At 54.2% G+C, this 12,069-nt stretch carries 11 protein-coding genes; 6 read left to right on the top strand and 5 right to left on the bottom strand.

Going from position 1 to position 12,069, the window contains the following annotated elements:
* Positions 1 to 17: 17 nt before the first annotated feature.
* Positions 18 to 689, bottom strand: coding sequence for an HAD family hydrolase (locus BS29_RS14830; RefSeq protein WP_229954414.1), 672 nt, complete (start codon positions 687 to 689; stop codon positions 18 to 20).
* 115 nt (positions 690 to 804) lie between these two features.
* Here BS29_RS14830 and BS29_RS14825 point away from each other — a divergent pair, with 115 nt between their 5' ends.
* The 4 genes from BS29_RS14825 to BS29_RS14810 all read left to right on the top strand — a co-directional run bounded on the left by BS29_RS14825 (position 805) and on the right by BS29_RS14810 (position 4,369).
* Complete coding sequence (locus BS29_RS14825) at positions 805 to 1,917, top strand: ABC transporter permease (protein WP_229954413.1); 1,113 nt, start codon at positions 805 to 807, stop codon at positions 1,915 to 1,917.
* Positions 1,917 to 2,732 carry an ABC transporter ATP-binding protein gene (locus BS29_RS14820; RefSeq protein WP_229956877.1) on the top strand — a complete coding sequence of 272 codons (816 nt, stop codon included), beginning with the start codon at positions 1,917 to 1,919 and terminating at the stop codon, positions 2,730 to 2,732. Before BS29_RS14825 ends, BS29_RS14820 begins: the two co-directional genes overlap by 1 nt.
* A gap of 64 nt (positions 2,733 to 2,796) precedes the next feature.
* Positions 2,797 to 3,744 carry an MlaD family protein gene (locus tag BS29_RS14815; protein ID WP_229954412.1) on the top strand — a complete coding sequence of 316 codons (948 nt, stop codon included), beginning with the start codon at positions 2,797 to 2,799 and terminating at the stop codon, positions 3,742 to 3,744.
* 10 nt (positions 3,745 to 3,754) lie between these two features.
* Complete coding sequence (locus BS29_RS14810) at positions 3,755 to 4,369, top strand: ABC-type transport auxiliary lipoprotein family protein (protein WP_229954411.1); 615 nt, start codon at positions 3,755 to 3,757, stop codon at positions 4,367 to 4,369.
* 22 nt (positions 4,370 to 4,391) lie between these two features.
* Here BS29_RS14810 and BS29_RS14805 read toward each other — a convergent pair whose 3' ends face one another.
* On the bottom strand, positions 4,392 to 5,456 hold the full coding sequence (locus tag BS29_RS14805) for a class I SAM-dependent methyltransferase (RefSeq protein ID WP_229954410.1): 1,065 nt from the start codon (positions 5,454 to 5,456) through the stop codon (positions 4,392 to 4,394).
* Complete coding sequence (lgt, locus tag BS29_RS14800; protein ID WP_229954409.1) at positions 5,449 to 6,351, bottom strand: prolipoprotein diacylglyceryl transferase; 903 nt, start codon at positions 6,349 to 6,351, stop codon at positions 5,449 to 5,451. The genes BS29_RS14805 and lgt overlap by 8 nt, the downstream gene beginning before the upstream one ends.
* An 84-nt stretch (positions 6,352 to 6,435) precedes the next feature.
* On the opposite strand from lgt, the gene BS29_RS14795 reads away from it, so the two are divergent.
* On the top strand, positions 6,436 to 8,121 hold the full coding sequence (locus BS29_RS14795) for a class I adenylate-forming enzyme family protein (RefSeq protein ID WP_229954408.1): 1,686 nt from the start codon (positions 6,436 to 6,438) through the stop codon (positions 8,119 to 8,121).
* Positions 8,118 to 10,901, top strand: a complete 2,784-nt coding sequence (locus BS29_RS14790) for a [protein-PII] uridylyltransferase (RefSeq protein WP_229954407.1) — start codon at positions 8,118 to 8,120, stop codon at positions 10,899 to 10,901. The genes BS29_RS14795 and BS29_RS14790 overlap by 4 nt, the downstream gene beginning before the upstream one ends.
* On the opposite strand, the gene BS29_RS14785 is transcribed toward BS29_RS14790, so the two are convergent.
* Both BS29_RS14785 and BS29_RS14780 read right to left on the bottom strand, forming a co-directional pair.
* Entirely contained in the window at positions 10,898 to 11,437 is a 540-nt protein-coding gene (locus BS29_RS14785; RefSeq protein WP_229954406.1) for a YceD family protein, read from the bottom strand. The genes BS29_RS14790 and BS29_RS14785 overlap by 4 nt on opposite strands.
* Positions 11,434 to 11,961, bottom strand: a complete 528-nt coding sequence (locus BS29_RS14780; protein ID WP_229954405.1) for a ubiquinol-cytochrome C chaperone family protein — start codon at positions 11,959 to 11,961, stop codon at positions 11,434 to 11,436. Before BS29_RS14780 ends, BS29_RS14785 begins: the two co-directional genes overlap by 4 nt.
* Between the last annotated feature and the right edge of the window lie 108 nt (positions 11,962 to 12,069).

Genomic DNA, 12,069 nt, shown 5'->3' with positions numbered 1-12,069 from the left:
CCCTTGAGGGAGAGGAGTTAACGCCAATCCAGTATCTTCCATTTCCGCTTTTTGGCGAGCGCCCTTAGCGGCGCGCTGGGTGTTGTCGCAACCGCTTCATCAGCAAATTCGAGCATGGGCGCATCGCTGACATGATCAGAATAGGCCCGGATATGGATGCCTTCACGCGCTAATCCTTGCTCGTCGAGAAAGGCCTTGATCCGGTCAAGCTTGGCAACATCATAGCAATTTTCGCCAATAATTTCCGGTAAGACCTGCCCTTGATCGTCAATTTTAAGGCGAGTGGCGATGACATCATCAAAGCCCAGCCGCGCGGCTATTGCATTGACATAAAGTTCATAGGATGCGGTCGCGAGCACAAGTCTGCGGCCCTCTGCCCGGTCGGCTTCGACCTGAGCGATGGCTTTTGCATAGCTGTTGCTCTGCATCACTTTGTCAGCATAGCGTTCAATATGCGGCTCAAGCGTTTCCACGCTTGGTTTGCTACCCAGCAACAGTCTCTGATTATAGGTTTTCAGGCTCTTGCGGCTAATCAGTTTCAAACCATAGCCGATAAATCCGAACGGTAGCAGCGGCAGGAAAACCAGCCGCCATGGCGCACGTGCGAACAGCATGTGGAACAGGAACGGTGTGTAGGTTCCCCGCACCGTGATTGTCCGGTCCATGTCGTAAATTGCCAATTTTGTCATTGCGCCTCATTTCCAATGTTGTTGCTCTATTAGCAATCACTGCAACATTGCACCAAATAAATGACTTATCATAATGGGTTGAGCTTTCAGTGATTTTCCGTCACCAATGGCAGGGATGACAGTACCGAGCGATTTTGTCGAAGAAATGACTGAAGACGGAGTAACGGTACTTCGTTTTTCCGGTGACTTGTCGATCGCAGCGATTGGTGACCTGCCTGAAAGGCTGCGGGACTATGGCGAGCATGTGCAGCGGCTGGACCTGTCCGATATCGATTATGTTGATACGGTAGGCGCGTGGCTTATCTATCGAACTGCCCGTGAAGTTGATGCCGAAATCGTCGGGATGGACAATGAAGCGGAGCGATTGATAGCCGCCGTGAGCAGCGTTGCTGAGCCAGCGGGCGTGCGGCCAGATCCGCCCAATCCTATTGTTCGTGTGCTCGACGAAGTGGGCGAGGCGACGATGATCGCCTTGACGACGCTAGCGGGTTTGATTGGTTTTTTCGGTTCCGTGATGATTTCTGCTGCATCCTTGGTCCGCCATCCGGGGCGCATAAGATGGAATGCCGTTATCCAGCGATTTGATGTGGTGGGTGTTAAGGCCCTGGGCATTATTGGCTTGATGAGCTTCCTCATCGGCCTGGTGATTGCGCAACAGGGAGCCGTGCAACTGCGGCAATTTGGTGCCGAGGTCTTTACCGTCAATCTGGTCGGGCGGCTAACGTTACGGGAATTGGGCGTGCTGATGACGGCAATCATGGTTGCTGGACGTTCCGGCTCGGCTTTCGCAGCACAGATTGGGACGATGCGGCTGACTGAAGAAATTGACGCGATGCGGACCATCGGTGTGTCGCCAGTGGAGGCTTTGGTGCTCCCCCGTTTTCTGGCGGCGGTGTTCATGCTGCCGCTGCTCGGTTTCTATGCATCAATCGTTGCGATAATTGGCGGCGGTCTGCTCAGCTGGGTCGAGCTGGATATCCCGCCGGCGACCTTCTTTGCCCGGATCAGGGAAGTCGTTCCAATAACCGACGTTTATGTCGGCCTGGTCAAAGCGCCGGTATTCGGTGCGATCATCGCGATTTGTGGCTGTTATCAAGGCATGCAGGTCAAGGGCAATGCCGAGGAAGTCGGCAAAAGGACAACGGCTGCCGTGGTGCAGGCGATATTCCTGGTCATTGTGCTCGACGCCTTTTTCGCGGTATTTTTCACATGGATTGGATGGGCGTGATGGTTGATGAAGATCCTATCATTGTGAACCGTGACTTTTCCGGTCCGATAATCTGCGTCAAAGGATTGCGGAACAGCTTTGGTGAGCAGGTGGTTCACGAAGGCCTCGATCTTGATGTCCATAAAGGTGAGATTTTGGGAGTTGTCGGCGGCTCGGGTACCGGGAAGTCGGTGCTGATGCGATCGATTATCGGTCTACAGCAGCCGGACGAAGGCGCAATCGAGGTTTTTGGTGAGTCGCTGTTGGGACGATCGGAAGCCGAAACAATTGATGTGCGCAAACGCTGGGGCGTGCTGTTTCAGGGCGGAGCGCTTTTCTCCACGTTGACAGTGGCTGAAAATGTCATGGTTCCCATCCGCGAATTTTTCCCCGAGATGGACCGTGATTTCCGGCGCGAGGTCGCGAAATATAAGGTTTGCCTGTCCGGACTGCCACCCGAAGCTGCGCCGAAATATCCGGCTGAACTGTCGGGCGGCATGAAGAAGCGGGCCGGCATTGCCAGAGCGCTGGCGCTGGATCCGGAATTGCTGTTTCTGGACGAACCCACAGCCGGGCTTGATCCCATCGGCGCGGCTGCTTTTGACAATTTGACCCGCGAATTGCAGCAGACATTGGGGCTCACGGTTTTCCTGATCACCCATGATCTCGACACGCTGCATGCAATTTGTGACCGGGTTGCGGTGCTCGCCGATCAAAAGGTTATCGCCGTTGGTACCATACCGGAACTGCTGGCCTTGGATCATCCCTGGATACAGGAATATTTCAACGGCCCACGCGGACGGATGGCGTCAACCCAGAACGCGGCGGGACGTTGAAAATGCGGTCTGATTACAGAGATTTGTTGCAGGTGCCGGAACGGCTGGCCATAAAGGTGAAATAATGGAGACACGGTCCAATCATATTCTAGTCGGTGTTATCACCTTGACCTTGCTGGCTTTAGTGGCTGCATTCCTGGTGTGGATTGTCCGCTTTGGTGATGGTGTGCAAAAGGAATATGACATTTTCTTTGCCCAATCCGTTGGCGGCCTTGCCAAGGGTACTGGGGTTACATTTGCTGGTGTTCCGTCGGGCCAGGTGCTCGATGTAGAACTTTGGGAAAAAGACCCGGATTTCGTGCGGGTGCGTATTGCCGTTAGCGAAGCCACCCCGATTTTGCAGGGCACGACGGCCACAATCCAGAGCATCAGTTTTACGGCGCCGCCCAATATCCAGCTTGATGGCGCGGTCAAAGACGCACCGCCAATTGAAGATCTGGGGCCGGAAGGTGTTCCGGTGATTCCGACAAAACCTGGGGCTTTGGGCGAATTGCTGAACAGCGCGCCGCTCGTGGTCGAGCGGTTGGCGACTTTGACAGACCGGTTGACCTTGCTGTTATCCGACAAGAATCAGGAATCGATCGAAGGCATATTGGACAATACCGAACAGTTGACCGGTAGCCTTGCCAAGCAAGCGCCCAATCTTGAAGCCTTGATGACAGAATCAGCCGTCGCCATCCGCAATGCCGGGGAAACGGCAGAAAAGCTCTCTGCCGTTGCGGATAACGCCAACCAGCTGTTGAGCAATAACGGCGAACCATTGGCGCAAAATCTGACGAAAACGCTGGCGGCAGCGGAGAAAAGCATGGCAGCGCTGAACGCCGTGCTGGATGATGCACGGCCTGGCGTGCAGCAATTGGGGACCAAGACAATTCCGGAAGTGGATCAACTGGTTCAGGATATGCAGGCGCTGACAAAATCGCTCACATCGGTGACAGAACGGCTGGATCAGGGCGGGGCAGGGTCGTTGCTATCGGCACCAGCGCTGCCGGATTACGAGCCGGGCAAATAGAGGGACACCCATGGAAAAGCACGGATTTATAACCATATTGCACAAGACAAAATCCTTTGGGCTATTGGCGAGCCTTGGTGTCTTGAGTGCTTGCGTCAGTTTTGGCGGAGCGGAGCCACCGCCCTTTTTATTGTCGCTGACACCTGACACCACAGTAGATGCTGGCGCGGTGCGCGCCGGACCACGCGCTGGCGCTTTGGTGGTTCAGCTGCCTTCGACGCCGCAAAAATTGAACAATGTCCGCGTGCCGGTCCAGACCAGCGCTACGGGGGTCGCCTATCTAAAAGAAGCCACATGGGTCGATAAGCCTGCTCGCCTTTTTCAGGGACTGCTTACCGAGACCATAGCGGCGAAAAATAGCCGGCTGGTGCTCACCCCGGTTCAGGCTGGCGGTAAAGCGGATACTTATCTGTCTGGCGAATTGGTCAATTTCGGCCTGGATGGTCCCAGCTTGACGGTCATGGTGACCTATGATGCCGTGAAAATGCGCGAAGGCGAACCGGTTGAAAAGCGGCGCTTTGAGGCCAGTGAGACGGTATTTGCAGCCGAGGCGGGCCCGGTTGGTGAGGCGCTTAATAGTGCCGCTAACAAAGTGGTGTTGGAAGTAGCCGACTGGGTTGGTTGATCATATTTGAGCGCGATAGAGCTCAATCCTCTCCATAGACAAAGCCTTCGGGTTCGGGCCAGTCGATAGAAGTCGCGGCCATGACCCGAAACAACCGACCCATTTCATCAACATGTGTAAGCCGATGATGCGCTGCGCGAATGTCCTCGGCTTGTTTGGGCGCGGCTTCAGCCAGTTTTTTTGCACGCTGGTCAATACCAAGTGCCTTCAGCCATTGCCCCTGTTCTGCTGGGCCGTGAACCGACAAAAGGCGGGTTTTGGCGATGTTGCTGAGACTGTGAAAATCAACATGGGCGGTAAGATCCGATGTTCCCGGGCTGTCAAACGGGCTGATCGGCATATGGTTTTTAACGGCCTGAAGAGTGCTGCCAGTCCCCGGGCGATCATAGCCATAATCGATAATCAGCGCTGCACCACCTTGTTTGGCAATTCTGCTCGACAGTTCTCCCAAAATCTGGACGCTGGCCGGGGAGCTTTCCAATATTGTACCTGTGGGCAGGCCAGCAGATGATTTGGAAGCCGGGGTTTCAATCGTTTGCTCGCCCGGAACGGCGACAAATTTATTGCGTTCCCGCGCGACCATATGGCGCCGCCATCCGTCTTCGGTGGAGACAAATTGTTCGATCGGTAGCGCATCAAAAAACTCGTTAGCGACAATCAAAAGCGGTGCGTCGGTTGGCAGGCTGTCGATGCTGTCATGCCATGCCGCGCTGTTGTGCAGGGCGGCCTGTTTGGCTTTCAATAGCGGGCTGGTCTCGACAAAATGGATCTGCGGTTTACAGCCGAATTTTGCCATGGAGCGCAGCGCATCGGCTGCCAACGTCCCGCGGCCGGGGCCCAGCTCGACATAATGAACATGGGCGGGACTGCCTTTACGGAGCCATAGATCTGACAACCATATGCCCACAAGTTCCCCGAACATCTGACTGATTTCCGGTGCAGTGACAAAATCGCCGTCTTCGCCAATCGGGTCTTTCGCCGCATAATAAGCGGCATTGGCTATGCCCATATAGTCGCTGAGGCTAACCGGTCCTTCACGGTCAATTTTTTCAGCGAGAATATGCGCGGCCGACGGACTGTCAGGCAATGCTCTTGTCTCCCGCAGTCGGCTCTACGCGGACGCGGCGGCCTTTGGAAGTGAACACCAGATAGACACCGAGCAACAGCATTGGCACGGTCAATGTTTGTCCCATAGTGAGGCCCCAGCTGAGATTTTCCAGGCCTTGATCCGGCTGGCGGAAAAATTCCACGATAAACCGGCTTAGGCCGTAAACGAGCAGGCCAGTACCGACCAGCTTGCCCGGATGATAGCGCGCATCGGTTTTCCAGAAGAGCAGAGATGTGATGATGAAATAGAGTATCCCTTCGAGACCCGCTTCGTAGAGCTGACTCGGGTGGCGCGGCACATCGCCGCCCATCGGAAAGATGATCGCCCAAGGTACTTCGGTCGCACGCCCCCAAAGCTCACCGTTGACGAAATTGGCGAGGCGGCCAAAGAGTAATCCGAAGGGGATCACACAGGCGATATAGTCGCAGATCCGCAGGAAACTGAGCTTTTCTTTGCGCGATATATACCAGATCGCGAGCACGACGCCCAATACGCCGCCATGCAGCGACATGCCGCCATTCCATACCTGCAGTATCTCTACTGGATTTTGCAGGATTTCCGGTTTGTAGAAAAATACATAGCCCAGCCGGCCACCGAGAATGATTCCCAGCGTCGCGTAAAAGATCATGTCATCGGCATGGCGGCGCGCCAATGGTGCGCCCGGTTCTTTGATTAGTTTCGTCAGATACCAATAACCGATCAATATTCCGGCGAGATAAGCCAGCGAATACCATTTCAATTGGAAGAAACCGAGGTCAAGCGCGTTGGGAGATAGTCCCAATTCCTCGAATCGCGTAAATTGTGCCGCGCTTGCAAGAATAATATCAATCAACTCTTTTCCCCGTCCGGTTTCATCGTCATATAGCAAGGGCATATAACGGGAAATTCTCCGATACCAAGAGAGAAACCCAAACTGACTTTGCGGGAGAAAATTGAAATGCCATCGCCATTAGACGCTATGATCGACGAAACCCTGGGCGTCATGACGCAGCCGGGACAGCTTTTGGAGCTTTCCTCCGTCAATAAATACGGCGTCGATATGCCGATATTCAAAAATGCGCCGAGTAATGTTTCGGACTTTTTTGCCTTTTTCTGCATGCAGCATGCCGACAAAGAATTTCTTGTCGATGGTGATATCCGACTGACTTTTAAGGAAACTTATGCCGCAGCACGGGTTTTGGCGGGCGGATTGGTTGCCGGACATGGGGTCAAGAAAGGTGACCGGATCGGTATTGCAGCGCGCAACTCCGCGAACTGGATCATCCTTGATATGGCGATCACCATGGCGGGCGGTGTCTCGACCAAATTAAACGGTTGGTGGCAAGGCGATGAGCTGGCTGACGGTATCGAAGATGTTGGCTGTTCCATTGTTTTTGCCGATGCGCAACGCGCAGCGCGCCTGAGCGAATCGGGACGCGACCATGGCGCAGAGGTTATTTTGTTCGATCATGATCTTCCGCCACTGGAAGGATTAAAGGCCTGTCTGGAAAAAGGCGGAGATGCGGAAACGCCGCTGCCGCAAATGGGACCAGAGGATAATGCGACGATATTGTTCACCTCCGGTTCGACCGGACGGTCGAAAGGTGCCTATGCCGAACACCGTGCGGTCGTTCAGGGCGCAATGAGCTTTGTCGGCGCCTTTGCTGTGATGGCGCATTTGATGGAAAAAGCCGGCACATTGCCGGATATTCAGCCGACCGCTTTGGTGGCTGTGCCGCTATTTCACGTCACAGCCTCGGTGCCGCTGGTGCTGGTAAGCTACGCGATTGGCCGCAAGCTGGTGATGCAGAAAAAATGGGATGCCGAAGAGGCGATGCGCCTGATCGAAAAGGAAAAAGTGACCTATTTCGTTGGCGTTCCGCTGATGAGTATGGAGATTTACGCGCATCCCAAGGTCAATGACTATGATCTTAGCACCTGTGTTTCGATGGCCGCTGGTGGTGCGCCGCGTCCGGTTGAGCACGTCAAACGGATCAAGGAAGGCATGGGCAAGGGCTTTCCGCTCATTGGCTATGGTCTGACCGAAACCAATGGTGTCGGCTGTTCCAACCAGAATGAAAATTATCTCGCCAAGCCCGATAGCACCGGCCGCGCCACGCCGCCGATTGTTGATGTCGGCATATTGGATGATGATGGCAACAAGGTGCCGCAAGGCGAACGCGGCGAAGTGTGCATCCGCTCGTCCGCCAATTTCACCGGCTATTGGAATAACGAACAAGCGACCAAAGACGCATTTACCGATGATGGTTATTTCCGCACTGGCGATATCGGCTATCTCGACGAAGACGGCTATCTGTTCATCGTCGACCGCAAGAAAGAAATTATCATTCGCGGCGGCGAGAATATCAGCTGTCAGGAAGTCGAAGCGGCGATTTACAGCCACACCTCCGTGGCAGAAGCTTGCATATTTGGCGTCGAAGATGAGCGGTTTGGCGAAGTTCCCGGCCTGGTTTATCATGTCAAAGACGGTGAAACATTGCCGCAAGACGAGCTTATGGAATTCCTGAAAGACAAGCTCGCACCGTTTAAAATGCCAGTGCATATCTGGCAATATGACGAACCGCTGCCGAAGCTGGGCACTGCGAAAATCGCGAAAATCGTGTTGGCGAAAAAACATCGGGAAATGCTGGCTGCCACGGGATGAACGCGCGCGCCAATATACCCACGCCGGCAGGAGATCCGGGAAAACGGATTGTCCGGCAACGGGATATTATTGATCGCCGCAAACTGTCCGAAACGGTCGAGGCCCTGATCGCCGAACATGGCATTAGCAAAGCCAGGCCCAAAATATTGCCCTTGCTGCAGGAAGCATTGGCCAATGGCCGTGCGGAGATTAGTCGGCGGTTGATTGAAAAACCGTCTGCGGGTCATGAAGCGGCGGCCGCGCAATCTTTCCTGATCGACCAGCTAGTACGGATCATCCACGATATAGCGGTGGGTCACCAATATCCGGTGAATAATCCGTCGTCCGGCGAACGCATCGCAGTGATGGCAGTCGGCGGTTATGGGCGCGCGGAAATGGCACCGCATAGTGATGTTGATATTGCTTTCCTAACACCGCACAAGCAAACCAGCTGGACCGAGCAGGCCGTCGAAGCCATGCTCTATTGGTTATGGGATCTCGGCCTGAAAGTCGGTCAGAGCAGCCGCTCAATCGACGAGATGGTCCGTATGGCCAATGAAGACCTCAGTATCCGCACGGCTCTACTGGAGGGCCGTTATATCTGGGGCGATATTGGCGTTTATGAAGAATCCAAAGCGCGGTTCTTTGCGGATGTGGTGTCTGGCACTGATCGCACATTTGTCTCTGAAAAACTGGCAGAACGCGACGCGCGCCATGTCCGCATGGGTGACAGCCGCTATGTGGTGGAACCCAATGTCAAAGAGGGCAAGGGCGGTTTGCGCGATCTGCAAACGCTATATTGGATCGGCAAATATATTCATCGGGTGGGATCAGCGGCTGAACTGGTTGATGTTGGTCTGTTGACGGCGGCCGAGTTTAAGCGCTTTCGCAAAGCTGCGAATTTCCTGTGGGCGGTGCGGTGTCACATGCATGACATGACCGGACGTGCAGAGGATCGATTGACCTTCGACTTGCAGCCGGGTGTCGCCGAGCGCATGCGCTTTGCAGACCGACCAGGCAAGTCGGCGGTCGAGCGATTCATGCAATATTATTTCCTGAACGCGAAAGTGGTCGGGAACTTGACGGGCGTGTTCCTCGCGCATTTGGATGAAACCCATAATGCGGGTGTCCGGCGATTCATTCCCAATATCACCCGGCGGCCGAAAAAGCTGAAAGGCTTTATCCTCGATCGCGGACGGCTGGCGTTGCCAGAAGAGAATTTCTTTGAAGACGATCCGGTGCGGCTGATCGAAATCTTTCAACTCGCCGACAAGCACGAGCTGGAAATCCATCCGCTGGCGATGCGCGCGGCGCGGCGTGATGCGAAGCTGATCACCAACAAAGTGCGCAAAGACCGGCGTGCGAACAAGCTGTTCCTTGACGTACTCTGTTCGCCGCGCGATCCCGAGCTGGTTCTGCGCTGGATGAACGAAGCCTCGATCTTCGGTCGCTTCATTCCCGATTTTGGCCGGGTTGTCGCGCAGATGCAATTTGACATGTATCACCACTATACGGTGGATGAGCACAGTATCCGGGCGATTGGATTGCTGGCGCGGATTGGCAGCGGTGATCTGGTCGATGATCATCCCAATTCCACCGAAACGATCAAAAAACTGAAAAATCGCCGTGTGCTGTTTGTCGCGACCTTGCTGCATGACATTGCCAAGGGGCGGGGCGGTGATCATAGCATATTGGGCGCCGAAGTGGCGATGAAACTATGTCCGCGGCTGGGTCTGGAACCCTATGAAACGGAGCTGGTCGCCTGGTTGGTGCGACAACATTTGTTGATGTCAGCCATGGCGTTCAAGCGCGATCTGTCCGATTTCAAAACCATCCAGGATTTTGTCAGCCAGGTAAAAAGCATTGAACGGCTGCGTTTGCTGACGGTGTTGACGGTGGTGGATATTCGTGCGGTCGGCCCCGGTGTTTGGAACAGCTGGAAGAGACAGCTGCTAACGGATCTGTTTCAGGCGGCCGAAGAAATGCTGCTGCTTGGCCACAAACAGCGCGGTCGCAAGGAACGAATTGCCGAGAAAAAAGCAGCTCTAGCTGACGCATTGGATTTGCCGAAGGCACAATTTTCCAAGCTTACGAAACGATTCACTGATCCTTATTGGATCGCCGAACCCGATGATATTATCGCGCATAATGCCCGGTTGGTGCTGGAAGCTGGCGAAGATAATCTCGCCATATCGGCGGTCGCCTATCCCGAACGCGGCGCGACGCTGGTGACTATATATGCCGCTGACCATCCCGGCCTTTTCTATCGGATTGCGGGCGGAATTCATGTCGCGGGCGGAAATATTATTGACGCACGCATTCACACCACGCGCGATGGCATGGCGCTGGATAATTTTCTGGTGCAGGACCAGCATGGCAAGCCCTTTGCCGAAGATACGCAGCTCGATCGTCTTAAACAGGCGGTGGAAGATGCGCTGGCCAATCGGTCGAAATTGGCAACCAAGCTTGAGGCCCGTCCACTTGCACATAGCCGTGCCGGAGCGTTTAACATCGTTCCCAATGCGATGGTCGACAATGATGCATCCAACCGCTTCACGGTGATCGAAGTGACGGCACAAGACCGCCCGGCACTGCTCAACGAGCTGGCCTATGCGTTGTTTGAATCAAAAGTCACTGTCCACAGCGCGCATATTGCAACCTATGGTGAGCGAGCGGTGGATACATTTTACATCACCGATTTGTTCGGCGGTAAGATCGCGAACAAAACGCGGCTAAACAATTTGAAGAAAAAGTTGATCAAGGCCGCAACCCAGAAAGAATCAGAAAAATCGGCCGCTTAGCCAAGCTTGTCCTTTAATGCGGCTAAAGCGCCGAAAGGCCCGGCTTCCTCTTCGCTTTTCAGACCATTTTTCTCAGCCATTATGTCCGCGTCGGGACCGCGCGGATAAGGATCCAGCGCGAGATAGAGCGTTTGCGCGATGGCTTCGCCGAGATCGATTTGAGCCGCTTGATATTCAATCACGTCGCAATCTTCAGACGCCAGTTCGATTTCCTCTTCACCTGTCGGACTGTCGGTTTTTTCCACAAAGATGATGTTGAATTCTTCTTCCACATGGACGTCAAAAGGCTGACCGCTAATGGCGCATGCCTGATGCAAGTCCGACAAGATCACGCCGGTAAAGATGATCTCATCTGTTTTAGCTTCGAGGCGATAATCAGCCGTGATTGATTCTATCGAAGGCAAGTCAAACCGTACGGCCAAAGCTTCCCGCTGTGTCTCGTCGGCTGTAATTTGGCCAGTCACGGGCGCACCTCCGATGTCAGAATGCTTGATGATCAGGGACAGTTCCGGTGCGGGTGATGAGGATTCCTTCATGAGCTTGCCTTTGCTATATTTCCGGAGATGATCTGATCCGTTGTCATCCCGACCAGATGCTCATAGAAATCCTTAAAACCCGTGGTAGTGAAATCCAGAGCCGATTGTTCCGGTGCTTCACCGCGGTACAGATTGCGGACGAGTGCGTCAGCGAGGCCAGTATTGCCGCTTAAAGCTTCGCCGTAGGCACCAAGACGGCCACCCAGTGCGCTCATCATATCACCTACGCGTTTGCCGACGATCAGATCACCAATACCAATCTGACGCAACTGACCTTCCATATCGGTAACGAATAATTCGGTCAGCCAAGCAATTTCCTGCCGTGCTTCGTCACTCTGGTCCAGCCGGATCAGGACTGCACAGAGAATGGCGGCAATCATGTCGAACCGGCCATCAAGCGAATCTGGAACAGCACCCTTTTCATACCAGTCGGGTCTGCGGCCCTCCGCAATTACAGCATTGTAAAGCGGTTGCATCACCAGATTGGGGTTTTTGCGCCCGAATAGCTCGTTCAAGAATGACATTATTGATATTGACCCCGAAATTCGTTGTGGATGGCAGCGGCTGACAGTCGCTTATGTTAAGACTACATACAGGGGATATTGATATTTGTATCGCGAGATGCAATGGGC

The organism is Parasphingorhabdus litoris DSM 22379 (genome assembly GCF_020906275.1).
Taxonomy (GTDB): domain Bacteria; phylum Pseudomonadota; class Alphaproteobacteria; order Sphingomonadales; family Sphingomonadaceae; genus Parasphingorhabdus; species Parasphingorhabdus litoris.
The sequence above is the reverse complement of the archived record's forward strand: the minus strand, read 5'-3'. Positions and strand labels throughout refer to the sequence as shown.

Bases quoted from the DNA above. Each gene is read 5' to 3' on its own strand.
- BS29_RS14830 (WP_229954414.1), bottom strand. From the start codon at position 689: ATGACAAAATTGGCAATTTACGACATGGACCGGACAATCACGGTGCGG.
- BS29_RS14785 (WP_229954406.1), bottom strand. From the start codon at position 11,437: ATGAAGGAATCCTCATCACCCGCACCGGAACTGTCCCTGATCATCAAG.
- BS29_RS14810 (WP_229954411.1), top strand. From the start codon at position 3,755: ATGGAAAAGCACGGATTTATAACCATATTGCACAAGACAAAATCCTTT.
- BS29_RS14795 (WP_229954408.1), top strand. From the start codon at position 6,436: ATGATCGACGAAACCCTGGGCGTCATGACGCAGCCGGGACAGCTTTTG.
- BS29_RS14820 (WP_229956877.1), top strand. From the start codon at position 1,917: ATGGTTGATGAAGATCCTATCATTGTGAACCGTGACTTTTCCGGTCCG.
- BS29_RS14825 (WP_229954413.1), top strand. From the start codon at position 805: ATGACAGTACCGAGCGATTTTGTCGAAGAAATGACTGAAGACGGAGTA.
- lgt (WP_229954409.1), bottom strand. From the start codon at position 6,351: ATGCCCTTGCTATATGACGATGAAACCGGACGGGGAAAAGAGTTGATT.
- BS29_RS14815 (WP_229954412.1), top strand. From the start codon at position 2,797: ATGGAGACACGGTCCAATCATATTCTAGTCGGTGTTATCACCTTGACC.
- BS29_RS14790 (WP_229954407.1), top strand. From the start codon at position 8,118: ATGAACGCGCGCGCCAATATACCCACGCCGGCAGGAGATCCGGGAAAA.
- BS29_RS14780 (WP_229954405.1), bottom strand. From the start codon at position 11,961: ATGTCATTCTTGAACGAGCTATTCGGGCGCAAAAACCCCAATCTGGTG.